Annotated in this window: 25 protein-coding genes; 15 read left to right on the forward strand and 10 right to left on the reverse strand. The window is 40.2% G+C overall.

Annotated features, from left to right (window positions below; translation table 11 throughout):
* Window positions 1-35 precede the first annotated feature (35 nt).
* The 6 genes from CWD91_RS03245 to CWD91_RS03270 all read right to left on the reverse strand — a co-directional run bounded on the left by CWD91_RS03245 (window position 36) and on the right by CWD91_RS03270 (window position 6,767).
* Window positions 36-2,465: a TonB-dependent receptor gene (locus CWD91_RS03245; RefSeq protein ID WP_103439488.1), complete on the reverse strand. Its 2,430-nt coding sequence runs from the start codon at window positions 2,463-2,465 to the stop codon at window positions 36-38.
* A gap of 329 nt (window positions 2,466-2,794) precedes the next feature.
* Window positions 2,795-3,616 (reverse strand): HipA domain-containing protein, encoded by an 822-nt coding sequence (locus tag CWD91_RS03250; protein ID WP_239985632.1) that lies wholly within the window; start codon window positions 3,614-3,616, stop codon window positions 2,795-2,797.
* 112 nt (window positions 3,617-3,728) lie between these two features.
* On the reverse strand, window positions 3,729-4,064 hold the full coding sequence (locus tag CWD91_RS03255) for a HipA N-terminal domain-containing protein (protein ID WP_103439490.1): 336 nt from the start codon (window positions 4,062-4,064) through the stop codon (window positions 3,729-3,731).
* The gene (locus CWD91_RS03260; RefSeq protein ID WP_103439491.1) at window positions 4,061-4,270 is read right to left on the reverse strand and encodes a helix-turn-helix domain-containing protein; all 210 of its coding nucleotides are present in this window, start codon (window positions 4,268-4,270) and stop codon (window positions 4,061-4,063) included. The genes CWD91_RS03255 and CWD91_RS03260 overlap by 4 nt, the downstream gene beginning before the upstream one ends.
* A gap of 123 nt (window positions 4,271-4,393) precedes the next feature.
* Entirely contained in the window at window positions 4,394-4,957 is a 564-nt protein-coding gene (locus CWD91_RS03265; protein WP_103439492.1) for a GNAT family N-acetyltransferase, read from the reverse strand.
* A gap of 1 nt (window position 4,958) precedes the next feature.
* A complete protein-coding gene (locus CWD91_RS03270; RefSeq protein ID WP_103439493.1) occupies window positions 4,959-6,767 on the reverse strand; it encodes a M61 family metallopeptidase in 1,809 nt (602 codons plus the stop codon).
* A gap of 131 nt (window positions 6,768-6,898) precedes the next feature.
* Here CWD91_RS03270 and CWD91_RS03275 point away from each other — a divergent pair, with 131 nt between their 5' ends.
* The 10 genes from CWD91_RS03275 (at window position 6,899) to CWD91_RS03320 (ending at window position 16,745) form a co-directional block, all read left to right on the forward strand.
* Window positions 6,899-8,047 (forward strand): aminotransferase class I/II-fold pyridoxal phosphate-dependent enzyme, encoded by a 1,149-nt coding sequence (locus tag CWD91_RS03275; RefSeq protein ID WP_103439494.1) that lies wholly within the window; start codon window positions 6,899-6,901, stop codon window positions 8,045-8,047.
* Between the two features lie 4 nt (window positions 8,048-8,051).
* Window positions 8,052-8,438 (forward strand): putative signal transducing protein, encoded by a 387-nt coding sequence (locus CWD91_RS03280; protein WP_103439495.1) that lies wholly within the window; start codon window positions 8,052-8,054, stop codon window positions 8,436-8,438.
* 1 nt (window position 8,439) lies between these two features.
* Entirely contained in the window at window positions 8,440-9,051 is a 612-nt protein-coding gene (bioD, locus tag CWD91_RS03285) for a dethiobiotin synthase (RefSeq protein WP_103439496.1), read from the forward strand.
* A 138-nt stretch (window positions 9,052-9,189) separates the two neighbouring features.
* The gene (gene bioA / locus CWD91_RS03290; RefSeq protein ID WP_103439497.1) at window positions 9,190-10,458 is read left to right on the forward strand and encodes an adenosylmethionine--8-amino-7-oxononanoate transaminase; all 1,269 of its coding nucleotides are present in this window, start codon (window positions 9,190-9,192) and stop codon (window positions 10,456-10,458) included.
* Between the two features lie 3 nt (window positions 10,459-10,461).
* Window positions 10,462-11,631 (forward strand): beta-ketoacyl synthase N-terminal-like domain-containing protein, encoded by a 1,170-nt coding sequence (locus tag CWD91_RS03295; RefSeq protein WP_103439498.1) that lies wholly within the window; start codon window positions 10,462-10,464, stop codon window positions 11,629-11,631.
* Window positions 11,632-11,777: 146 nt separating this feature from the next.
* A complete protein-coding gene (locus CWD91_RS03300) occupies window positions 11,778-12,356 on the forward strand; it encodes a hypothetical protein (protein ID WP_103439499.1) in 579 nt (192 codons plus the stop codon).
* 4 nt (window positions 12,357-12,360) lie between these two features.
* Window positions 12,361-13,782 (forward strand): flotillin family protein, encoded by a 1,422-nt coding sequence (locus CWD91_RS03305; protein WP_103439500.1) that lies wholly within the window; start codon window positions 12,361-12,363, stop codon window positions 13,780-13,782.
* Window positions 13,783-14,153: 371 nt separating this feature from the next.
* Window positions 14,154-15,248 carry a biotin synthase BioB gene (bioB, locus tag CWD91_RS03310; protein WP_103439501.1) on the forward strand — a complete coding sequence of 365 codons (1,095 nt, stop codon included), beginning with the start codon at window positions 14,154-14,156 and terminating at the stop codon, window positions 15,246-15,248.
* A 76-nt stretch (window positions 15,249-15,324) separates the two neighbouring features.
* The gene (locus CWD91_RS03315; protein WP_103439502.1) at window positions 15,325-16,182 is read left to right on the forward strand and encodes a cupin-like domain-containing protein; all 858 of its coding nucleotides are present in this window, start codon (window positions 15,325-15,327) and stop codon (window positions 16,180-16,182) included.
* Between the two features lie 65 nt (window positions 16,183-16,247).
* Window positions 16,248-16,745 carry a DUF6646 family protein gene (locus CWD91_RS03320; protein WP_103439503.1) on the forward strand — a complete coding sequence of 166 codons (498 nt, stop codon included), beginning with the start codon at window positions 16,248-16,250 and terminating at the stop codon, window positions 16,743-16,745.
* 52 nt (window positions 16,746-16,797) lie between these two features.
* On the opposite strand, the gene CWD91_RS03325 is transcribed toward CWD91_RS03320, so the two are convergent.
* The gene (locus tag CWD91_RS03325; protein ID WP_103439504.1) at window positions 16,798-17,280 is read right to left on the reverse strand and encodes a regulatory protein RecX; all 483 of its coding nucleotides are present in this window, start codon (window positions 17,278-17,280) and stop codon (window positions 16,798-16,800) included.
* A gap of 341 nt (window positions 17,281-17,621) precedes the next feature.
* Between CWD91_RS03325 and CWD91_RS03330 the strand changes: the two genes are divergently transcribed.
* Window positions 17,622-18,560, forward strand: coding sequence for a 3-keto-disaccharide hydrolase (locus tag CWD91_RS03330; protein ID WP_103439883.1), 939 nt, complete (start codon window positions 17,622-17,624; stop codon window positions 18,558-18,560).
* 554 nt (window positions 18,561-19,114) lie between these two features.
* On the opposite strand, the gene CWD91_RS03335 is transcribed toward CWD91_RS03330, so the two are convergent.
* Both CWD91_RS03335 and CWD91_RS03340 read right to left on the reverse strand, forming a co-directional pair.
* Complete coding sequence (locus tag CWD91_RS03335; RefSeq protein ID WP_103439884.1) at window positions 19,115-20,662, reverse strand: Rne/Rng family ribonuclease; 1,548 nt, start codon at window positions 20,660-20,662, stop codon at window positions 19,115-19,117.
* 273 nt (window positions 20,663-20,935) lie between these two features.
* Window positions 20,936-21,226, reverse strand: coding sequence for an HU family DNA-binding protein (locus CWD91_RS03340; RefSeq protein WP_031445631.1), 291 nt, complete (start codon window positions 21,224-21,226; stop codon window positions 20,936-20,938).
* Between the two features lie 130 nt (window positions 21,227-21,356).
* Between CWD91_RS03340 and mutY the strand changes: the two genes are divergently transcribed.
* Genes mutY through gldD form a run of 4 tightly spaced genes read left to right on the forward strand, consistent with a single transcriptional unit; the run spans window position 21,357 to window position 24,793 of the window.
* A complete protein-coding gene (gene mutY / locus CWD91_RS03345; RefSeq protein ID WP_103439505.1) occupies window positions 21,357-22,394 on the forward strand; it encodes an A/G-specific adenine glycosylase in 1,038 nt (345 codons plus the stop codon).
* Between the two features lie 24 nt (window positions 22,395-22,418).
* Window positions 22,419-22,895 (forward strand): single-stranded DNA-binding protein, encoded by a 477-nt coding sequence (locus tag CWD91_RS03350; protein WP_103439506.1) that lies wholly within the window; start codon window positions 22,419-22,421, stop codon window positions 22,893-22,895.
* A gap of 25 nt (window positions 22,896-22,920) precedes the next feature.
* Window positions 22,921-24,249 (forward strand): gliding motility-associated protein GldE, encoded by a 1,329-nt coding sequence (locus CWD91_RS03355; RefSeq protein ID WP_103439507.1) that lies wholly within the window; start codon window positions 22,921-22,923, stop codon window positions 24,247-24,249.
* Window positions 24,239-24,793: a gliding motility lipoprotein GldD gene (gene gldD / locus CWD91_RS03360; protein ID WP_103439508.1), complete on the forward strand. Its 555-nt coding sequence runs from the start codon at window positions 24,239-24,241 to the stop codon at window positions 24,791-24,793. Before CWD91_RS03355 ends, gldD begins: the two co-directional genes overlap by 11 nt.
* Before the next feature lie 8 nt (window positions 24,794-24,801).
* On the opposite strand, the gene CWD91_RS03365 is transcribed toward gldD, so the two are convergent.
* Window positions 24,802-25,221, reverse strand: coding sequence for a hypothetical protein (locus CWD91_RS03365; protein WP_103439509.1), 420 nt, complete (start codon window positions 25,219-25,221; stop codon window positions 24,802-24,804).
* Window positions 25,222-25,362 lie beyond the last annotated feature (141 nt).

Consider the following 25,362-nt stretch of genomic DNA (forward strand, 5'->3'; position numbering starts at 1 on the left):
ATAATAAATTTCTGGCCTTTAGGGGGGTAAGGGCCTTAGTTTTTGTTAATATAATTCAATTCAAAATCATCAGGATTTACAAGGCCCAAGGATTTTTTGTAATAAAAATCAATAATCCCGTTTTCTAAATAATCTTCCAATTCATCCACATCTTGGCTATTATCAAATATCTCGAATGATTTTACTGATGCAAATTGTTTAAAATCCCTTAGATATCCAGCTGGTTCCTGAACAACATCAATAGAATTAAATTCAATGAAAATCCTCTGCATCCAGCGGTGGCCAACTAATTTTTGTAAGCGTTCTTCCTGTTCTGCCAAAAGGGCCTTAAAAGTTGATTTTTCTTCTTCAGGGACCTCTATTTCCCAGTCTTTTTTGTTCAACGGGTGTTCGTCCACTTTCACCTTGGTCTCCACAAAGCTATTTTCCAGAGTGAGGTCTATTTTGCGCATATCAAACTTAATTTTTTGTATAACGGCAAATAATGCATCATTATAAGTGGCCAAGAAATCTTCAAAAGAGTAAAGTTCTTTTAAAAAGGTAATAGCATTTTCTTTGTAGGGCTGCTCTTGTTTTTGATCTTTCACCAAAGCCAATAAAAGCGTTAGTTCATTTTTTTTGAATTGAGGGATATCCTCAAATTGAGAACTTTGGAAAACTGTAGTAAGTTGTCGGTTCAGCTCTGGAATTGTACCACTATAGGTTACATTTCTGTAGCGGAAACTCAAGATGTTTTCGCTGATACCAAGTGGGTTAACCCGAGGGGCGCGCTCTCCAGGCTCCAAATTCAGTTTGAAGTTATCAAAGGCATAACTATAACCAAAGGTTACGGTGAGGTCGCGTCCCGTATTTAAGGTGGAATTGCGAAATAGTGCCAAGAAATTTAGGCTGAGGTTATGTTTTTCCAATAGGGCATAATTGCTACCCAATCTAAAATTGTATATATTATTTTGTTGCTGGCCATTGGTATAGGAAGTGTTGAAAGAGGTAGAGAGATGCGTGCGGAGTTGTTTTTCAAAGAATTGTTTCCCTATTGTCAATGTTGGGCCCAAGGTAAGGCTATTGTCTGTTTCACCAATTGCATTGTAGGAGGTGTTAGCGGCTAAGGTAACGGTCAGGTTTTGTTTGGGATAACCAAGAGTATACCCGGCCATACCGTTATAAAAGGCATTGTTGCCTCCGGCTATATTTTCACCCTCTTGTTGGTTATTGGAATTTTGGTAGACCAAATTTAGGTTAGTACTATGCTGTTTGTTCTCCGTCTTTTTTAGAATATAATTTATACCGAGATTGGCATTTTGCGATATCTGTCTATAATTTAGGGTGTCTATATTATCGAATTCCCCAACTTGGTTGATATAATCGAATTGGTCTCGAATATTGGTGTAGGATTGAAAGTTGGAGTATCCCGCATTGATGCCCAAACGTTCCGATGCTGTATAATTGAGGGTAACAACACTTACAATTCGTTGTTGGTCAGATGTCTTGGCATTGTCCAGATTGTCTTGTTGAATTCCAGCATTTATGCTGAGGTTTACTTTGTTATTAAAGAGGGTCTGACTTGCATTAAGGGTAATGTTCTCCAAATCATTGTTAAAGTAATAGGCGCCCAGCGTCTTGTATTCCGGATCTATACGCTCATAACCGGCGCCCACGGTGCCGTTACCCGCAGGATAAGAAAAAGAAGCATTTAAGGCATTGTAATAATTGGTGCTAATATTCTCATTTAGCATAAAAGAGAGCAGACCATTGGATGTAGGGGTATCGGTTAGCCTAGCATCTTCGGTTACCCCAGATATGGCATACTCAATTCTTATTTGGGCCTTGTCCAAAAATCGGAATTCAGATTCGAATGAGAGTACGGCATTGTCTTTTGGGGAAAGCCCAAGTTCTGCCGGGAAATTATTTTCCAAGGAATATTCATCATCGGAGGCCTTAAAAAGAATAATTCCCAATTTCATAAAATCGAAATCGTATGCTGTTTTAATCCCGTATCCCATTCGTTTATATGCAGTAAGTGATCTAGGTTCTTCGGGGTCATATTCCGTTGCTTTCAAGAAGCGACCGTACATGGCACTTATCTGGAATTTTCCTTCGGGATTCAACTCGAACCCGCCCCCGCTAAATTGGTGCCCACTTAAGGTGTAAGGGGAGAAGGTCATACTAACATCCCCAATATGTGCGGTAGCCCATTTGTAGGAAGGGTGAAGACTTAAACGATTGAATTTAAAAGGATTTGGGAAATTGAAATTTTGATTGGAGTAGGTGAACGAAAGTGGAATATTATAAAGTCCGGCTAAATTGAAATTGAGATTACCCGTTAAATAATAGGTGAAATCCTGTCGGTTCGTGGAACCATCATAGTAAACCGCGTTTGCGGCGATCCCTCCATTGTACCGCACCCATTTTTCTTTGCCCAATTGGTCAAAATTGATACTCTGGGAAAAACCAAACGTACAGCACATAACAAAGGGGCATATAAGTTTGAACAATGGCGTGTTCTTAGAGTTTTAAAAATAAGTTAAAATTTTAATTTTAACATAATTTTTTCGATGAAATACCTCCTATTTTTTGTAGTATTCTAATTTTTTTATTATCAGATTATTCTTGTTATATGGTGGTATTGAAAGATGTTTATTATTTTTTGAAGGAATTTGGCCGGAATTTAACATCAAAGGGATAGGCAAAAATGACATGTTATGAAAGCCCAGGACTGTTCATTGTTGGTTTAGATAATTGCAATTGGCTTTCATTTTTTTAGTAGATCTAAAGCTATAATGAATACAGCCTATGATTAGTTGTTCTTAAATATATCATATCTATTATCAAGAATACTCAAGTAGGATTCTTTCATTTTCGCAGATAGAAATGATTTATTTATCCATTCAACCGCTTTGGGCTTATTTTTGATTATTCGATTAAATGCGTTTTTAATTTGCTTAGGATTTAGCCCCATGCCTTTTCCTAATTGCGTAAAATCTTCCTGTTTAAACTTTTTCTTTTTCCCGGCAAGTGTAAGTGCAAGTTCTTCCTCATCTTCAGGATTTAAAATAGCCACATTAAGTAAGTCGTAGGCCGGTGCAAGTTCCCATCTCGAAGCATTTTCCATCATTGAAAAGTTCTTCAAGTGCATATCATTATTACCTGTTAAAAAGCTAAATAAAGCCAATTCAAAATAAAAGATCTTGTCCAGTAAGGTGTTACTCGAATAATTGTGAAGGGCCTTTCCAACTTTTTCCATCGAGCCTTTGTATTTATCAAATGCCTCGGTAATCTGAAACATATCTATCATGTGAATCTTTTCTCCCGTTTCCGTCCTGTCAACACGTTTCGTTATATATGAGAGTTCTCCGGAAGCAAGTCGGATCAATGAGGCTGGTACTACCCTAATTCCGAAGGATTCGGCTATTCGCATTGTTACATGTTCGTTTTCAGGCATTTCAGGAAAGCGATCAGATGGGGGCTTAAAAATGTATTGTCCTCCCAAAGCACCTACAACAGTAAGGCGGTAGTCTGATCTTCCTTTAGTTTCATTCACTAAGGTCATTGATAATTTCGCCTGAACACCTGGTACTGAGACACTTCGTTCAACCACATTTTTGGCTAGTACACTCATTTGATTCAACGAGTACTCTATTAATGGAGGAGTTGGCGTTCCAAAGAATGCTAACGAACATTTCTCATGAAAATCATTCCCTTTCTCTACAGATTTGTAACAATATAGACATCTATTCTCCATCTATTTCAGAAATTGGTTCAACACTTACAGCACCAATGCAATTCTGACAACAAGCCAGTAATAATCCCATGCGATCATTCCGATTGATTTTCCAGTTTTCGGAGGCAATATCTAATAGCCAGCCTTCGGGAATCAATCCTTCAAAAAACGGAAAGAGCCGCTTATCTTTATAGGGTTTGTTGGTTACTGGCATGGTGAATGTGATGAAATCGCTGTGATGATCTTTCACATATTGTTTCTCATACTCAAAAACATACTCCCCTTCATTTGTTTCTGTAATGATACCGGCCATGCGATCTTTATAATATACCCTTCCACGTCTCATTTACTCAATTCTTTATTATTCACAGGAGCTAATACATGTCCAAACATGCGGAGTACCAAGTTCACTTTTTCCAGATTCAAATTTGTTTTACCCTGTTCAATTTTACGGATTACAGTCAGCGCAACACCTGCACGTTCGGCAAATTCCTCTTGTGTAAGACTAACTTCTTTTCTGCGTTCCTTTACAAATTCAGCCAATTGTACCATTATATGCAATTAAATATAAAATCAAGTAAATATATAAAATTATATGTAATTAGATATAAAAATAGCAAAAATATGAAATTTATATGTCTTTACATATAGTGTGTGTATTCAGTGAATAAGCCATCACTTTTCACCTTTGTCGAGATTGTACCCTTGCCCCAAAACAATCAATTTCCAATCCTGTCCGCCTGCGCTATAGGTTTTTAGATCTTTAAACCCCACCGCATAATGCGCCTCCAATGAACGCAGGTTGGTGGCATCCACCTCTGTGATGATGCTGGTGAACTGGGGTTGAAGGGTGTTTTTCATGGTATCGTACAGCTTTCTAAAAATGCCCTGCCGCCGATACTCCTTGTCTATACATATTTGCCCCATTACCATATAGGGTTCCGCTTTGGGCACTACAGAAGTTATTTCCTTGAACATGGGTTTTAATACCTCTATATAGTTCCCAAAACGTGGATGCATACATAGTGCATAGCCCACCACTTTATCTTGGTCCTTGGCTAGGATATGTGGACAGGCGGTATTCATATCTGTCAGGAGTTCCAAAGTATGGGATACTGTCACAAAACCTTCTTTTTCCTTTTCGCCAGGACCTAGGTTAGTGATCAGGTTCTTTTGTTGTAGTTCTAGTATTTGTTGTAATTCGCTGTCCTTGGTACAGCTCTTAAAGACTACCTCCATCTTATTCCACTTTTAGCCAATCCTTTCTATTTTTTAGTACTTGTTTACTGGGTTTTTCACCATCCTTTTCCATTAGTTCTATCGTATAGGTAGGATCCGCAGATAAAACAACAGTGGTGGATTTTGGAATGCCAAATCGGGTGTAGGCTACTTGTACACTTTCCCCTACCTTAAATGATCCAATTAATTCCCCAAAACTCTGGTTAGAAGTGAGGGGGAAATTGTTTATTGAGGTAATCACATCCCCATACTCCAGCCCTGCGGTATAAGCCGGACTTCCCATGACGGTATTCCGTTGAATATTGCCCGCCCCAAATTGGTTGAAGTTGATACTTGCTCCAAAATAAGGTTTGTCAGTGGCACGCTTTAGTACTATGCCAACAGATTTGAACAGCTCCTCATAATTTGGCATTTCACTGTTATGGATATATTGATCAAAAAAGCGATTTCCAAATTCCTTTCCGGCGTATTGTACCAAAGTTTGACGCAGATCGGACAGCGTATAGGGAATTTCTTGTTTCCCATAGGTCTGCCAGACCAATTTCATGTAATCATCCAAGTTCAGTTTATTTTGTCGCAACGATAGGTCCAAGGCCAATCCCAAAACACTGCCGTAGGAATAATAGGAGATAAAGGTGTTGTCCCTATTTACAGGATCTACGGAAGTGGCGGCGTCCACAAAGGGTGCCTGATAGCTCATTTCTATGGGATTAAAGAATTGTCTGGCCGGAGAGTTCCAAACATAGTTGAAAGTGCTCGTAAGGCCCTCTACATATTCCTTAGGAGTAATGATGCCTGTGCGACAAAGGATAAAATTGGTGTAGTAACTGGTAAAACCTTCCGCAAACCAAAGTTCTCCGCTCATATTGGCTTCGGCAAAATTAAAGGGTTCCAGAGCCTGGGGCCGAATACGTTCCACGTTCCAGCAATGAAAAAATTCATGGGCAACGGTGCCTATATTGTTCTTCATTCCACCTTGGGCCAAACCTTCTATATCGGTAAGAATGGTAGAATTCCTATGTTCCATACCATCGCCGGAAGCGTTGGGAATATAGCAGGCTAAAAAGGTGTAGGTCCCATAATCGTAGGAGGGAAGTTCGCCAAAAACGTCTTTTTCGGCCAAAACCACTTTTTTTACCTGCTCAAAATAGGTGTCCAGTTCCGCTTCCGTACCGTTGTGGTGCAATACAAATTCTATGGTTTGTTGCTGGCCATTAGTATCCACAGTAAATTGGCGTAGTCCATAATTGCTGATTTCCGTAGGGCTGTCCATAAAGTACTGTAAATTGGGCGAAGTATAGGTATTGCCCATAACCTTGGGCATTTGAGTGGCCACTTTCCAGTTGAGGTCTTCCCGGACCCTAAAGTCCACTTCTATTTTCCGATCTTCCAAATTGGTCACATACATAAAGGTAGCCGGGATATTTAAATGGGCATGGGTCTCATCAATTTGCGCATAGGTGCCATCCCCACGATTGGCAAAAAGGGTATAACTTATCTTCACTTCCCCATCATGGCCGCTAATATCCCATTGGTAGGGATTGGGTCTGTTGATTTCCAAGGTTTTTCCCTTGCTATCGGTTGCCTTAAAATTATATACATTTTTAGCAAACTCGTGCAGGGCATAACGGCCGGGGGAGGAACGGCCCATACGTACCGATAGTACCCCGGGATCCAGCTGTGGAAAGGATGCTGTTATTTCCGCTTCGTGATGTACGGCATTTTCAAAGGAAATGGTATAGCGGTTGGTCTGACTTTGTAGGCCTATACAACTGGCAATAAATAAAAGGCTTAGGATTCTATATTTCATACTTTTCAAGATCGATAAATATTTTTAAAATTGAGAACGCAGCTGATTGCAACGCTCCTAAATTATTATTTTTCCAAGTCATTATTATCACGAATATACTATTTAAATACAGGATATGCTACATTTGTAATATGACGGAATTCCCAAAAAAATTGTCGGCAAAACTCACCGAAAGACAGGCTAACAATGCCCTTCGGAAGTTGCCCATACCCAATGGTTTGATCGATTTTTCCTCGAATGATTATTTGGGATTTGCCAGAAATGAGGCCATATTCAAAAATGCCTCCAACATCTTGCAAAAGAAGGGTGTCCTTGCCAACGGGGCTACTGGATCAAGACTTTTAACGGGTAATAACGGACTATATAGCGAATTGGAAGATTTTTTGACAGATTTTTTTGGTTCAGAGTCGTCACTGGTTTTCAATTCTGGTTACGATGCCAATATCGGATTTTTTAGTGCCGTACCCCAACGGACAGATGTTGTTTTTTATGACGAACTGTCCCACGCTAGTATTCGAGATGGCATAGGTTTGGGCCGTGCACAAAGTTATAAGTTTAAACACAATTCGGTGGAGGATTTAAATCGACAGATAGACCGTTTGCGGGAAGGCAAAACAGATAGTGATATTTACGTGGTTACGGAGTCGGTTTTTTCCATGGATGGGGATTCACCGGATTTGGAGGCTTTGGTAGCGACATGCAAGGCCAAAGGAGCCAATTTGGTAATTGATGAAGCCCATGCCGTTGGAGTGTTTGGTAAAAAGGGAGAGGGTCTATTGAATGAACTGCAATTGCAGGACAAGGTATTTGCCAGGATAGTCACATTTGGGAAAGCAATGGGCTGCCATGGTGCGGCCATCTTGGGGAGTGATGCCCTTAAGAGCTATTTGGTGAATTTTGCACGCAGTTTTATCTATACAACGGGTATGCCACCGCATTCCTTGGCGACGATACTGTCGGCCTGCGAACATATAGCCGCAACAAAAGGGGGGCAAAATCAGCTTAGGACCAATATTGATTTTTTTAAAAATGAATTGAAGGCCCATAACCTTCAATCCTATTTTATTCCAAGTAATTCTGCCGTACATTGTTGTTTGGTGGAAGGCAATGAAAAGCTGAAAAAATGGTCGCAGCAATTACAGGAAAACGGATTTGATGTAAAACCTATAATGTCGCCCACCGTTCCAAAAGGGAAGGAGCGTTTGAGATTTTGTTTGCATAGTTTTAATACAGAAAAAGAAATTAGCAAGGTGCTTTTACAATTGTCCAACTTATTTTAACAGCATGGCGAATCAAGAATTTTATACCGTAGCCGCTTTTGAATATGTTGCCGATGTGCAAATATTAAAAGGGCGCTTGGTGTCGGACGGTATTCCGGTTTTCCTTCGGGATGAGAACACCCTTAATTCCGATCCGCTGATCAGTAATGCCATAGGTGGAGTAAAGTTACAAGTGTATTATTCCGACAAAGAAAGAGCTACTGAAATTTACAATGAAATAAGGTCTTATGCTATGGACGATCATGGTAATTTAAGAAGCTGCCCCAATTGCAAGGCCCAAAGAATGGAGATATATTTTAACAGGAGAGGGCTATTTTATAAACTTTTCCCTTTTTTTGAAAAAAGAAAGTATAAATGTCTAAATTGTGAGTTTATAACAGAACCAAACTAGAATGAAGCAGTTTTTTGTAACAGGCATATCCACAGATGTGGGAAAAACAATAACCTCTGCCGTTATGGTAGAGGCCTTGGAGGCAGATTATTGGAAACCCGTCCAAACTGGAGACGACTCCGATAGTGAAAGGATTTCCGAATTAATTTCAAATACCAAAACTGTAATACATAAGAGTAGCTATTCCCTAAAGGCGCCTATAAGCCCACATGCGGCCGCGGCTTTGGAGGGTGTTTTTATAGACCACAATAAGATAAATGAGCCCAAAACTGAGAACCATATGGTAATCGAAGGGGCAGGTGGTGTATTGGTACCCCTAAACGATTCGGATACCATGCTGGATATTATTATGCCGACCTATTACGTGATCGTAGTGGTAAAGCATTATTTGGGAAGTATAAATCATTCCCTTTTGACCATTAAATGGCTTTTGTTAAAAGGTTATGATGTGGCAGTCCTTTTTAATGGGGAACCTAATGCCGCATCCGAGGATATAATTACCAAGATTACAGGAGTCCCTGTGCTGGGCAGAATTGGGCAAGAAGCATCCTTGACCAAGGAAATTGTTAAGAAGTACGCTGCAGAATTGCGTCCTGCACTTATGGCATTGTAATTTCAATGGACAATAAAATAATTCTTAGGAATTATTAGGGATTATCGTTTCGTTTTTCCCTTTAATGAAATGGAATCGGGATAGTGTTTTTAGTCATTATTCCCCATCTTTGCACTTCTATTTAAAAAGGATATTCAATTGAAAAATCTTTCGGAAAGGGATCAAAAGCACCTATGGCACCCACTTACGCAACATAAGCTACATCCTAAAATGCTTGGCATTGTCAAGGCTAAGGGAGCTGTATTGTATGATGAACAGGGCAAGGAATACATAGATGGGATATCCTCTTGGTATACCTGTATGTACGGTCATTGCAATGATGCCATAATAGCTAAGGTCTACGCTCAAATGCAACAGTTAGATCAGGTAGTCTTTAGTGGATTTACACACGAACCGGCCATTGCGCTTTCTGAGGCGTTGATATCTTTATTGCCATCCAATCAAGAAAAATTATTTTTTTCGGACAACGGTTCCACTTCAACTGAAATAGGCATAAAGATGGCCTTGCAGTATCATCATAATCTAGGGAAAAAGCGATCTGTTTTATTGGCATTTGAAGATGGTTTCCATGGGGATACTTTTGGTGCGATGTCCGTCTCGGGTTTATCCGTATATAACGGCCCTTTTGAAGATTATTTTATTGATGTAAAAAGGATTCCTGTTCCTACGGATGAAAATATTGGAAGCCTGTTGCATGAATTGGAAAATACCATAGCGCTTGATGCTATTGCCGGATTTATCTATGAGCCTTTGGTCCAGGGAGCTGCAGCCATGAAAATGCACAAGGCAGAACATTTGGAGAGTATTTTAAAAGTGATAAAATCCCATGGCGTATTGGCCATCGCTGATGAGGTTATGACGGGATTTGGAAAGACGGGGAAACACTTTGCTTCAGATTATATGCAGGTAAAGCCAGATATTATATGCATGTCGAAGGCGTTGACGGCAGGAATGCTGCCCATGGCGGTGACCAGTTGTACCCAGGAAGTTTACGATGCTTTTTACAGTGATGATATTGCGAAAGGGCTATTCCATGGCCATACTTATACAGCAAATCCACTGGCATGTGCTGCAGCCTTGGCGGGAATTGAATTGTTGACATCAGATGAAATTCAAAAAAATATAGGACAAATTACTCAATGGCACCAAGAGTTTAATGCCGAGATAAAGGATCATCCAAAAGTAGCTGCCACAAGGCAATCTGGGATTATCTACGCCCTGGACCTTAATATTGTCATGGAGCGCTATGGAAATGTAAGGGACAAACTTTTTAGGCATTTTATGGATTCGGGTGTTTTTCTTAGACCTCTTGGAAATACCATTTACATACTGGCCCCCTATATTACCACCAAGGAACAAATGCAAAAAATCTACGACAGTATAAAGGAAGTTCTTAATTCTTTTTAACCTATGCAGAACGAACCTGTTTATATCACGGCAATATCGTCCATCTCACCCCTAGGCATTTCCTTGGTGGAGACTTGGGAAAATTATAAACGCCAAGACCATTTTCTACAGCTAAAAAATTATGGAACGGTATGGGCTTGGGGATCTTCCTTAACGGAGGATGCAAGACAGAATATAGAAGTATTGAAAAATTCCGATTCCAAGTATAAAAACTTGGATCTATCCGTGCTGTTTGCCATTTATGCCTCTAGGGGAGCCATAAGTCAGGCGGGTTGGAAGGATGGTGATTTTGGAGTAAACATTGGATCATCTAGAGGGGCTACCGGACTTTTTGAAAAGTACCATAGCGAATTTATCCAAAATGGCGAGGCCTCAACCTTATCTTCACCAACTACCACTTTGGGGAATATTTCTTCCTGGGTGGCCCATGATCTGCAGACACAGGGCCCCGAAATATCACATTCCATTACCTGTTCCACTGCCCTGCATTCCCTCTTGAATGGGGTTGCCTGGCTTAAAAGTGGTATGGCCAATAAATTTTTGGTGGGAGGTAGCGAGGCACCGTTGACGCCTTTTACCATTGCACAGATGAAGGCCTTAAAAGTCTATTCGCGGTTTGCAACCAACGACCCCGAGGGTTATCCTTGTCGCGCCTTGGATTTGGACAAGAAACAGAACAGTATGGTTTTAGGCGAAGCGGCCTCCATGGCCTGTTTGGAGAAAGGTAACCCGGGTAATGCCCTTGCCCGTATTGAAGGTCTGGGGTACGCCACCGAAATACTGGAACACAATATTAGCATTTCCTCCGATGCCGTCTGTTTTCAAAGATCCATGAAAATGGCCTTGGGAGGGATGGATCCCAAGGAAGTGGATGTGATAGTATTACATGCCCCTGGCACCATTAAAGGCGATCTGTCCGAAGTAAGGGCCATAAGTAAAGTATTTGGAGCAGATGTGCCGGCAATGACCACCAATAAATGGAAACTGGGGCATTCTTTTGGCGCTTCCGGGATGTTGAGTTTGGAATTGGCGGTTTTAATGTTGCAGCACCAAGAGTTTATAGGAGTGCCCTTTGTAAAGTACGATGCTATGCCAAAACAGATCAATAAAGTAATGATCAATGCGGTGGGTTTTGGAGGCAATGCGGTGAGTATTCTCCTAAGAACGGTTTAACAAACCACTCATGTTGAAGTAGCGCTAAAATGAATACCATTTGTTTTGGTCCAGCGGATATTTTGTATGCAAAATGTACCTAGGTTTTTTATGATAATCCATAAAAGTTACTATCTTAACCCAACTAACCAAGACTATAATTTACCATGGAAGAATGGTTTGAACCATTATCGTTATTCGAGAAAATTTATTGGGCAGTGGCTGGAATATCATCGGTTATATTCATAGTTCTGTTGGTGCTAACTTTTTTAGGAGGCGACTCCGATACCTTGGAGGGTGATGTTGATGTAGAGATAGAAGGAGATACGGGTATTGGGTTTCAATTTTTATCTTTTAAAAACCTAATTGGGTTTTTGACCATTTTTGGTTGGTCCGGAATTGCCTGTCTCGAAGGAGGCTTGTCCAAAGGGTTGACCGTATTGATCTCTGTAATTTGTGGTTTATTGATGATGTTGGCCATGGCCGGACTTTTTTATTATTTGGGAAAACTTCAAAGTAGTGGTACCCTTATATTAAAAAATGCCCTGAACCAGACTGGGGAAGTGTATCTTACTTTGGGTGCTAACAGATCGAAAATAGGGAAGGTAAGTATTACCGTGCAGGGATCACTACGAGAATTGGACGCTTTGACCGACGAGGATAAGGATTTGGTGATGGGTAATGTTATCAGGGTGAAGGAAGTTACGGATAACGGAATATTAATTGTTGAATTACTAAATAAATAACCATATGCTATCATTGCCATTACAGATGGGCGGAAGTGCCTCATTGCTTGCCATAGGTTTTGCAATTCTATTCTTTTTTATCATCGTTATATCCTTTATAAGAAGGTATAAAAGATGTCCGTCCGACCGAATTTTGGTGGTGTATGGAAAAGTGGGCACAGGAAATTCTGCCCGCTGTATCCACGGGGGGGCCGCCTTTATATGGCCTGTTATCCAAGACTACCAATTTTTGGATCTTACCCCAATTTCCATTGAGGTAAATTTGGTGAATGCCTTGAGTAAACAGAATATTAGGGTGAATGTCCCTTCTAGATTTACCATTGGAATTTCTACGGAACCCGGAATTATGCAAAATGCCGCGGAGCGATTATTGGGACAAGGGATGCAGGAAGTTCAGGATTTGGCCAAAGAGATAATTTTTGGACAATTGCGTTTGGTGGTAGCGTCTATGGACATTGAAGAAATTAACTCTGACCGTGATAAATTTTTGACCAATATTTCCCAAAGTGTCGAGTCCGAACTTAAGAAAGTAGGTCTTAAATTGATCAATGTAAACATCACCGATATTGTAGATGAATCGGGATATATAGAGGCACTGGGAAAAGAGGCTGCGGCACATGCTATTAACGCCGCACGTAAATCGGTGGCCGAGAAAAACAGGGATGGTTCCATTGGCGAGGCCAATGCAGTACAGGACGAACGTACCCAGGTGGCTGCTGCCAACGCTCAGGCCGTGGAAGGTGAGAATACGGCAAAGATTGCAGTCGCCAATTCGGATTCATTACGTCGACAAAGGGAAGCTGAGGCCGAGAGAACAGCGATTGCATCGGAAAAAGTACAATCGGCCAAGGCATTGGAGGAATCCTATGCCGCTGAAAAGGATGCGGAATTGGCAAGGGCGGAAAGGGTCCGTAGCTCTCAAATGGCCGATATTGTGGTGCCTGCGGAGATAGATAAGAAAAAAGTGGAAATAGATGCGGAAGCCGAAGCCGAAAGAATTCGAAGAAGGGCGAAAGGAGAGGCAGATGCCATTCTCTTCAAGGCACAGGCAGAGGCGCAGGGACTTTTGGAAGTGCTTACAAAACAGGCACGGGGTCTGGATGAAATAGTAAAAGCTGCAGGCAATAATCCTAAGGATGCGGTGCTTTTATTGATTGCCGATAAATTACCGGAATTGGTTAGGATACAGGCAGAGGCCATTAAAAATATTAAGATCGATAAGGTTACCGTCTGGGATTCGGGCGCGAAAACAGAAGAGGGCAAGAGTTCCACCGCCAATTTTATTTCGGGAATGTACAAATCCGTTCCTCCCTTACAAGAGATGTTCAATATGGCGGGGATGCAATTGCCGGAATATTTAAAAGGCAAGGAAGTTGGGGAAGTTGATGAAAAACCGGAGGCAAAGAAGACAGATAAAACGGAATAAGATCTATAAGGCGCTACTCTTTGCCGAAGTTCAAAGTAGTACAGCCCATGTATGGCCTGTTTTCAACTAATCAAAGATAATTTAAGATCTGTTTAAATAATCTTATCTAAGAATTTAGGAATCGATTTTTGCAATTTCTGCAGATTATAGGTTATTTTTGACGCTTAAATCGATGTTGGCTTAGGGATTGAAGCGACATCCTTTTTATGTTTACCGCGCTTGGCGATGGTAAACTGAAAAAGATATAGCGAATAAGCCCGACCCCGACTTCCTTCTCCTGCAAGGTGTAGACCTACAAGGTCGTGAAGACCTTGCAGGTCCTCCTTGTAGGTGTCAGAGGAAGTCGGGGTAAGCCCCAAGAACTAATAAGTATGAGCGAAGTAAGACATAACTGGACCAAACAGGAAATACTGGACATTTACAACAAACCTTTTATGGAGCTGCTTTATGAGGCGGCTACCGTGCACAGGGAAAACCATGATCCCAATACTGTGCAAGTATCTACCTTGCTGTCCATTAAAACGGGTGGCTGTCCTGAGGATTGTGGATATTGTCCACAGGCCGCACGCTACCACACCAACCTTGAGGGCAACGATCTTATGAGCGTTTCCCAAGTTAAGGCCCAGGCATTACGCGCTAAAACTGCAGGAAGCTCTAGGGTGTGCATGGGAGCTGCATGGAGAAATGTTAAGGACGGTCCCGAGTTTGATCAGGTGTTGGAGATGGTGCGTACCATTAACAAACTGGATATGGAAGTGTGCTGTACCCTGGGAATGATTACTGAAAATCAGGCGCATCGTTTGGCCGAGGCCGGACTTTATGCTTACAACCATAATTTGGACACATCGGAGGACTACTATAAAGATGTTATCTCTACCCGTGCTTTTAAAGATCGTTTAGATACCATAGACAACGTGCGTAAGAGTAATGTTACCGTTTGTAGCGGTGGTATTATTGGTATGGGCGAAGCATTGGAAGATAGGGCGGGAATGTTGGTGGCCCTTTCAACGTTGGACCCACAACCGGAATCCGTTCCGATCAATGCTTTGGTGGCCGTTGAAGGTACGCCTATGGCGGATCTACCCCCTATTCCAATTTGGGATATGGTGCGTATGGTGGCCACTACCAGAATTATTATGCCCGAAACCCAGGTCCGCTTATCCGCCGGCCGTACTCAAATGAGTAGGGAAGGGCAAGCCATGTGTTTCTTTGCTGGTGCCAATTCTATTTTTGCCGGGGATAAGTTGCTTACTACTCCCAATCCTGATGTAAATGAGGATATGGCTATGTTTAAGCTGTTGGGATTAAACCCACAAAAGGCTTTTACCAAGGTTTCCCAGCCCCAAACTGTTGAAGCTGAGGATTCCCAATTTGCAGCCAAGGGCGAAAAGCCAAAATGGACCAGGCCAGGACATACCATTGATCGAAATGAAGCCGCAAAAAAGAAGGCCAATCTAACGGAGTAAGCCAGCGTTGGAATAAATTGCCAAGAACCTTATTTTTGGGTTTTTTAACTTTGCTAGATTAATCAATCAAGTTATATTGAACTTAAAGGAGATTCCAAGGGTAGCGAATATTACCAAAGAAGAGTTTCTCAATAACTATTTTAGGCCACAGAAACCCGTGGTTATAGAAAAGTGTATTGAGGATTGGCCTGCCTATACCAAATGGAATTTTGACTATATGCGGCAAGTGGCCGGCAATAAAACAGTCCCACTTTATGATGATCGTCCGGTGCATTTCAAGGACGGCTTTAACGAGCCACACGCTAGAATGAAAATGTCCGAATATCTTGAGCTTTTGCGAAACGAACCTACAAAATATCGGATCTTTCTATGGAATATTCTTAAAGAGGTTCCAGAGCTGCAAAAGGATTATTCCTTTCCTGATTTTGGACTGAACCTAATGAAGGGTCTGCCCATGCTTTTTTTTGGAGGGACCAATTCCCATACCTTTATGCATTACGATATTGATCTTGCCAATATCTTTCATTTTCATTTCGCAGGGAAGAAAGAGATTATCCTGTTCTCCCAGTCACAAAATAAATACTTGTATAAAGTTCCGCATTCCTTGATTACCCATGAAAGCATAGATTTTTCCAATCCTGATTATGAAAAGTGGCCTGCCTTAAAAAATGCCTCCGGATATAAAACGCATTTGGAGCACGGGGAAGTGTTGTATATGCCTGAAGGGTATTGGCACTATATGAAGTATCTTAGTCCCGGCTTCTCCATGAGTTTACGTGCCATTGCCAGAAACCCTGTGAATTTGGGAAAGGCTTTTTACAATGTGTTGGTAATGCGGTATTACGATAATATAATGAGAAGGCTAAAAGGGCAGGAGTGGATCGATTGGAAGAATGAACAGGCCATTGAAAGAACAAATAAGCAGTTGTCTTAGGGCTTTTATTTACGGAAAGGAATATCTTTGTCCCCTTTAATTAAAAAAATAATTGTAAGATAACTATGAGAAAATTATTGATTGCATTGGTATTTATATTAGCTGTGGCATCTGTTAATGCACAGGCATTTGAGGGTAGGGAAGATATGAAATTTCAGATAGGGACCAATTTTCAGGATAATGGTACTGGAATTGTCGTGACCTATGATTATGGTTTGGGTGAAAACTTTTCCCTTGGCCTTTCTTCCTCCTATGTTTTAGGGGTTGCGGAACTGATTAATGCCGATTTTGGAGACAGAATAGACTTAAAGGCAAGATTCAATGCCAATTTGGGTAGTGTTTTTCAGTTAGGTGACAATGTGGATATTTATCCTGGATTGGACCTTGGTCTTAAGAATTTTGGTGGTCATTTAGGTATTCGCTACTTTTTTAGCGATGGCTTTGGTGTATTTTCTGAAATAGGAGCGCCATTGGCAAAATACAAATCGGGAACCTTGACTCCGGCCGAAAAATTGCATAATCAGTTTGTCTTCAGCATAGGAGCTTCCTTTAACCTTAATTAAGTTATATACGGCCCTTCGCCCTTTCCAATAGGAAGGGGTGGAAGATCAGCCGTTAATTGTTGGGGACAAGTTCGTATACTTTCTCATATACCATTCCACTTTCCCAACCCCGGTATAAGAGGTAGTCCGCTAATTTCTTTCGACGTTTTTGAAGGTCTTTCTCCCTTATTTCGGCCAATCGTTTTTTGGCAATGGAGTTAAAGGTTTTGAGGTATTTTGTGGGTTCTATTTCCTCCATAGCCAATCTTATATTGTATTTGGAGATTTCCCTAAACTTCAATTCATTTTCAATTCTATTTTTCCCCCATTTTTTAATGTTGAATTTGCCTCTGGCAAAACTTCTGGCAAAGCGTTCCTCGTTCAGGAAATTTTCTTTAATAAGATGTCCCACAATCACGTCTATGGCTTCGGGAATCATATGCATTGTCCTTAGCTTGGAAATCACTTCTTTGTGGCAACGATCCTGATAGGCACAATACCCTTCCAGTTTCTTGGTAGCTTCGTCTACGGAATAGGAATTTTGGAGTGGTGTCATTGGATAAATATGCCTCTAGTTTGTCAATTTCTCCCAAAGGTTTTGCAGGAGTAGGTCTGTAAATATACGGTGGTTTATTGTATTGGTATAGCTGCGCTGTTATTTTTAAATTCTTGGATGGGCTAGATTATAAGTCAAGTTATTTAGGGGCTATTTAATTGGTGAACTGGGTATAATGTAATTATATTTACGATTCGCAAAAAAAAATCTTTGAAATGAGCTATAACAATCTTGGATACCTCCCGATAGTTGGAGAGTCGAAATGATTATTGGCGAATTCCACCTGTCTGTCTGGTTAGGCGGGCCTGACAATTTAAAGCAATAAATATAATTAGATGAAAATGAATAACAAATTTAAAATGTGTTTAGTGGCACTAAGCCTTCTGCTGGCCTTTAATACTTTATCCTATGCCCAGCAAATAAACCCTATTGAGGGGCGTTGGAATATGGTTATTTCCCAAGAGGGGGAAGAGCTTCCTTCCTGGTTGGAAATCCGTCACTCAGGCACCCAGACCTTGGTAGGAAGGTTTGTTTACGCCATGGGTAGTGCCCGTCCTATAGCTGAGGTAAAGATGAATGATGGGAAATTTAGTTTCGCCATTCCCCCGCAATGGGAAGATGGAAATACCGATATGGAATTCGAAGGAAGCATGCACGGTGATGTCTTAAAAGGCACCATGTTATATACTAATGGACAAACCTATGATTGGGTAGCTACACGGGCCCCTAAATTGGACCATACAAAAAGCCCAAAATGGGGCAAGCCCATTAATTTATTCAATGGGAAGGATTTAAGTGGATGGCAGGCCATGGGGGAAAATCAGTGGATTGTTGATGGGGGTGAGTTAAAAAGTCCTAAATCCGGTTCCAATTTGGTATCTGAGCAAAAATTCGACGATTTTAAATTGCATTTGGAATTCAAGTATCCCAAGGGTAGTAATAGTGGAGTTTATCTGCGGGGACGCTATGAGGTGCAGATAACCGATAGTCAAGGAGCAGAACCTTCAGATGTGGAATACAGTGGTGTATATGGCTTTCTAACCCCTAGTGAGGTCGTAGCCAAGGCAGCCGGAGAATGGCAGGAATATGATATTACCTTGATAGGAAGAAGGGTTACTGTTGTGGCCAACGGAACTACGGTGATCAGCGATCAAATAATCCCCGGAATTACCGGTGGTGCTTTGGATAGTAATGAGGCTGAACCAGGGCCATTATACTTTCAGGGCGATCACGGTCCCATAGAATTTAGAAATATTGTGGTTACGCCTATGGTAAAGTAATTTGAGATTTGCAAACAACAATGTCTTTTTGTCTCCTGAAAACTTTTGCCATTTAAGATTATAGCGTCTTGTGGGCTGATCTCCTTCTGTAGTGTAGGAGGCGTGGTCGTGAAGAATTATTGAAGTCTTGGAGATAATTTAGGCCGGGCCACCGGTCACAAAAATCCCTGGATTTTTGGGGACATATAATGAAGGAGTGTCTTTTCTCCGGCCCGACGGCAAGGCGGGTTTGTTTCGTTTTATTCATTGCCTGTTTATTTTGGAATAAGGTATTCATGAACCTCCTGCGTCGGTTTCTTTGGACAAGCAAAGAAATCGAAGATTCACGAAATCCAATTAAAAACAATAAAAACCACTTGAGTAAAATGAAAGAATAATTTTAACAATAATTTCATTCGATTTTGCCCAATAAATAAAGCTAAAATCAAAAAACACGAAATTTTATGTTCATCCTAATTTTTGAAGAAACACAACAAATAAGCAGGATCCAGGATAACCACAATCAATAAATATTAAAACAAAAAAGCGACTCCGTTTTGGAAGTCGCTTTTTCTTTAATATATGGTTTTACCGTCTTTGTTCTTAAAACGATATTCAAGATAAGTATAGGCATCCCTGGGTTGAATTTTAACCCATTTTTTATGTTCCAAAAACCATTTGGAACGTATGGATGGAAACCCTTTGGTTAAATAAGCGGCAATAAATGGATGAATGTTTAAGAAAATACCATCATCTTTTGCCGGACCTTTTAAGAGTTTTTCCAGATCTGAATTTATCTTGTCGATCAAAACAATTGGGGCTTCTACCTCTTGGCCAGAGCCATTGGGGTTTTCCTCACTTGTTTTAATGTTCATTTCGGGTCTAACCCGTTGTCTTGTAATTTGTATTAGTCCAAACTTACTAGGGGGCAGTATTTTGTGTTTGGCCCTGTCGTCTTTCATCTCATCCCTAAGGTGATCAAAAAGGCGTCTTCTGTGTTCGCCTTTACCCATGTCGATAAAGTCTACGACGATGATCCCTCCCATATCGCGCAGGCGTAATTGCCTTGCGATTTCTGAGGCGGCCAATAAATTTACTTCCAGGGCTGTGTCTTCCTGATTTTTGGCTTTATTGGAACGATTACCACTGTTAACGTCTATAACGTGAAGTGCTTCTGTATGTTCAATAATTAAATAAGCACCTTTGCTCATGGAAGCCGTCCGGCCAAATGAAGTTTTTATTTGTCTTTCAATCCCAAATTTTTCAAAAATGGGCACAGTAGAATTATACAGCTTTACAATAGATTCTTTTTCTGGTGCAATTTCATGCACATAATCTTTTACTTGTTCAAAAAGCGTTTCATCATCAACTTGAATTCCTGTAAAGGAATCATTAAAAACATCCCTAAGAATGGAGGAAGCTCTTGTAAGCTCGACCAAAACTTTGGACGGATGTGGGGCTCTTTGAATTTTGTCGCACATTACTGACCATTTGTTCAGTAAATTTTGTAAGTCTTTATCTAGTTCTGCAACTTTTTTACCTTCTGCTACTGTTCGGATAATAACGCCAAACCCTTTAGGCTTAATACTCCTGACGAGTCTTTTTAACCTATCTTTTTCTTCTTTGCTCTCGATTTTTTGAGAAACCGATACGCGATCGGAAAAAGGGACCATGACCAAGTAACGGCCAGCTATGGAAAGTTCAGAGCTTATTCTGGGTCCTTTTGTGGAAATGGGTTCCTTTACTATTTGTACCAGTAAAGATTGATTGGCTTTAATAACATCAGTGATGCTACCATTTTTGTCAATATCTTCTTCAAACTGAAAATTGTTTAAGGAATAATCCTTAAGTTTTCCAGTGCTAACTTTTTTAATGAATTTCAACATAGAAGCTAGTTGTGGCCCTAAATCGTGATAATGTAGAAAGGCATCTTTCTCGTACCCTACATTTACGAAGGCTGCATTTAGTCCAGTTACCGGCTTTCTTACCTTGGCAATTAAAATATCGCCTACGGCAAAGTCGTTACTGTCTTCTTCTTTGTGCAATTCAGTGAGTTTTCCATCCTTTAGCAAGGCAAAATCAATGGCATTGGAACTAGATCTTACGATTAATTCTCTATTCACCTGAATTAATTTATATTCATCCAACCACTCAATAATTCTCGAGCGGGGACAAATGATTAAACAATAATTTGTACAGGTTGTGTAAACCCGTCGAAATTCATTTACGAATTTCTATGTCAAGGAACGTACAAAAGGAAAAAGTAGTTGATACAACTACTTTTTCTTGTGTCGGTTAGCTCTCCTGCGTTTCTTACGCTTATGGGTAGCTACCTTATGTCTTTTTCTTTTTTTACCACTAGGCATAGAGGTCTATTTTTTTAGATTAATAATATTTTATTTGACTTGTACATTACTTTTAACACCTTCTACAAAAACCTTGGCCGGTTTAAAGGCAGGGATGTTGTGCGCAGGGATTTTAATGGTAGTATTTTTGGATATGTTCCTACCTGTTTTTTCAGCTCTTGTTTTAATGATAAAACTGCCGAAACCTCTTAAGTATACGTTGTCTCCGCTTTCTAAAGATGTTTTCACTTCATCCATGAAAGATTCCACAGTTGCTTGCACATCTCCTTTTTCAATTCCCAGTTTTTCTGAGATTTTCGTTACAATTTCCGCTTTCGTCATTTTAACTAAATAAATTTCTAAAGAATTTTTTTTCGGGATGCAAATATATGAATTAAATTGAATCTTTCATTGCTAAGGAACTTAATTTTAAGTTAGTAAACCGTTACTTTTGTAAATTATTCCCTGATAGATGAATTTTTCCAGAATAATTTTAGAGTGGTACCAAGTTAATAAAAGACCTCTACCTTGGCGAAATACCAATGAACCCTATCTTATTTGGCTTTCGGAAATAATGCTTCAACAGACCCGTGTGGCTCAAGGTATACCCTTTTATTTGAAGTTTGTGGAGGCCTTCCCTAAAGTGCAGGATTTGGCAGGGGCATCAGAGGAAATGGTTCTTAAGTTATGGCAAGGATTGGGGTATTATTCGAGGGCAAGAAATTTGCATGCCACAGCAAAAATAATTTCGGAGAAATATAATGGTAGGTTTCCAAATACCTATAATGAGCTTTTGGAACTAAAAGGAATTGGCGATTATACGGCCAGTGCAATTGCTTCTATCTGTTTCGGGAAGCCAGAGGCTGTAGTGGACGGGAATGTATATAGGGTTTTGGCCCGTTATTATGGTGTGGACCTGCCCACAAATAGTTCCGAGGGCATTCTACATTTTAAGGAATTGGCCAAAAAAGTTATGGATATCCAGAATATTAGGGACTACAATCAGGGGATTATGGAATTTGGCGCCCTACAATGTACCCCAAAGAGTCCGGAATGTGTTATTTGTCCTTTGCAGCAAAGCTGTGTGGCCTATTCAACCAACAATATTGATGGCTTACCTGTAAAAATTAAAAAGAATAAAGTCCGTAATCGTTATTTTAATTATTTGGTACTGGTAGATGAGAATAAGCAAACTTTATTGCAACAAAGAAAAGGGAGGGGTATTTGGCAAAATTTGTACGAATTCCCATTGTTGGAAACGGAAAAGTACATAGGTCAAACAGAGGTGGCTCAAAATCTTGGGGAATACATTGCGGTGGAAGAGCCCTCTGAAATATATTTATACAATGAAAATAAAATAGTTCATAAACTTTCCCATCAACATTTGCACACCAGGTTTTGGATCATCACCTTTGACTCCAATCTAAAAAATGGAATACAGATAGCTGAACTTCATAAATATCCAGTTCCAGTTTTAATTGCAGATTTTATAAAAACGTTTAAAATTTAGTACTTTTGAGGTATAATTTGAGTTATGAGCGGAACACTAAATAAGGTTATGCTGATCGGGCATTTGGGAGACGAGGTTAAGATTCACTTTTTTGAAGGTGGTAACTGTATCGGAAGATTTCCTTTGGCTACCAATGAAACGTATACCAATAAGCAGACAGGAGAACGGGTTACCAATACGGATTGGCATAATATTGTAATTAGGAACAAGGCTGCAGAGATATGCGAAAAGTACCTAAGTAAAGGGGATAAAATTTATGTGGAAGGCCGGCTGAAAAACCGTCAATGGCAGGGAGAAGATGGGAATACCAGGTATACCACCGAGGTGCATGTTCAGGATTTTACTTTTTTGACCACCAAAAAAGAGAGTATGGCCAATTCCCAGGCAAGTAACCAGAATCAACCGCAGCAAGGATCATCCGCAACAACAAATACAACAAACAAGGTTAATGAGCCCCAAGGTGGCAACGGACCCGAAGAAGAAGATGATCTACCTTTTTAGACTAATTAAATTTAAAGACTGACTATTGGACCCAGACCCCCTTAGTTTATTATTGAATTTTATTGCAATCGATAGCGTTTTTACCCTAAAAATCGCAATACTCCTAATTTTGTTGTTTTGTTCTGCCCTTATTTCTGGTGCCGAGGTTGCTTTTTTTGGTCTATCCCAAACCGATGTCAATGAAATTGAGGAAAAAAAGACTGCAAAAGGTAAGATTATTGTCCAACTTTTAGATCGTCCAAAGAAATTATTGGCCACAATATTAATTGCAAATAATGCCATAAATATTGGGGTCGTATTGTTGTTCAATAACATAGGCGACACCTTATTTGCTTCAATTACCTATACTATCCTAGGACTTATACCTGTACGTTTCCTTTTGGAGGTAGTTGTGGTCACCTTTTTAATATTGATGTTTGGGGAGATTTTGCCAAAAGTGTACGCCAATCGCAATAGATTTAAATTTGCTTATTTCATGACCTTTCCCCTTAAGGTGTTGGATTTTTTGTTTTCTCCTTTGAGTTTACCTATGAGATCTGCCACCATTTACCTGTACAATAAATTGGGCAAGCAGAAATCTAGTTTGAACGTTGGTCATTTATCCCAGGCATTGGAGCTTACCTCTGAAGGAGATACCACCATGGAAGAGCAAAAAATACTCGAGGGCATCGTCTCTTTTGGAAATACCGACACTAAACAGGTGATGCGTCCTAGAATCGATATTTTTGCCCTTAATGAGGAAATGAAATTTTTGGAAGTATTGGCAGAGATAAAGACACATGGCTATTCCAGGATACCCGTTTTTTCGCAAAATTTGGATAATGTCTTGGGAGTTTTATATGTTAAAGACCTTTTGCCCTACATAGACAGAAAATCTTTTAATTGGATGGCCTTGATCAGAGAGCCCTACTTTGTTCCTGAGAATAAAAAATTGGACAACCTACTGCTCGAATTCCAGTCTAAGAAAAATCATTTGGCCATTGTTGTAGATGAATACGGGGGCACTTCCGGGATAGTAACCTTAGAGGATATTATAGAGGAAATTGTAGGGGATATAAGTGATGAATTTGATGATGAGGATTTAGTTTTCTCAAAACTGGACGATTTTAACTATGTCTTTGATGGCAAAACGGCCTTGAAGGATTTCTATAGAGTGGCCAAAATTGAGGATGAAGATGATTTTGAGGAGAAAAAGGGAGAATCTGAAACGGTGGCCGGTTTTGTCTTGGAGATAGCCGGAAGCTTTCCGAAAAGGGGAGAGGTGGTAATATTCAAGGATTATCAATTTATAGTGGAGAGCCTGGACAAGAAACGATTGAAACAGATAAAAATAACGTTGCCACATGAAGCTTAATATCGGACTTTTAATTTTTTTGGTTTGTTTTATGTCGGCTTGTGAAGAAGATGTGCTGCCCAAGCCCAAGGCTATGCTTAGGTTGGAATACCCATCGGGTAAGGAGGGACTTTTGCAATCGAAGCACTTTTTGATCAAGTACAATGAAGCGGCCAGACTAAAATCCGAATCCAATACTTCCTTTGTTTTGGACTATCCACTTATGAAGGGTTCTATTTTTGTTAATTACAAGGAGGTGAACGGTAATTTGGACAAGCTTCTTACTGATGCCCAAAAACTAAGCTATGAGCACGTATTGAAGGCCGAGGGAATTTATGAGGAACCCATAGTGAATGAACCCCACAAGGTTTATGGAATGTATTATGAAATAAAGGGCGATGCTGCTTCCCAGTCCCAGTTTTATGTCACGGACAGCACAAAACACTTTGTAACCGGGTCCTTGTATTTTTATGCCAAGCCCAATTATGATTCTATTTTGCCCGCAGCCGTATACTTACAGAAAGATATGCGTAAGATTATTGAATCCTTGAGATGGAAGGAATAAATAAGGGATTAATTACTTTTTAACAAATCCTCTGCCGTTTTAATGCTGGAATTTATTTGATCCCTGAGGGCTTTGACTTTGGCTTCTTCTTCATCCAACCATTTCTGTTTTTCTTCGGTCAATACTTTTGCCTTTAAGATCTCATCACCATCAAAGCGATCACCAAACCCTTTCATCCAATCCATCATGGCCTTATGTGCCGCCTTCAAATCCTCCCTTGCTGCTGCATGGCTGTTGGAAGAAGCATCGTTGGTTATTTCTTCATCCAATTGTGATATCAATTTACCTATAGTACCCATTTTGGGCATTAGTTCGTCATGAATGGCCATTACCGCTTTCATTTGGGAACCCTCATTATTTTTATCCTTACAGGAGTATGTAACTGCGATTAAAACGGATAGAATAAGAATTAATTTTTTTTTTGTCATCGGGTAGGTTTTAAAAATACAAAGGGTCTAAAAGAATTTTTTAAGTCAAATTTTGTGGGCCGACCCTTTTTTCAATGCTCAACACCACACTTTTTTTCTAGATCAAAGATACTGAATTGGGACTCTTGTACGCTGCAAATG

Origin of the sequence: Arenibacter hampyeongensis (genome assembly GCF_002909255.1) — a bacterium.
Classification (GTDB): Bacteria; Bacteroidota; Bacteroidia; order Flavobacteriales; family Flavobacteriaceae; genus Arenibacter; species Arenibacter hampyeongensis.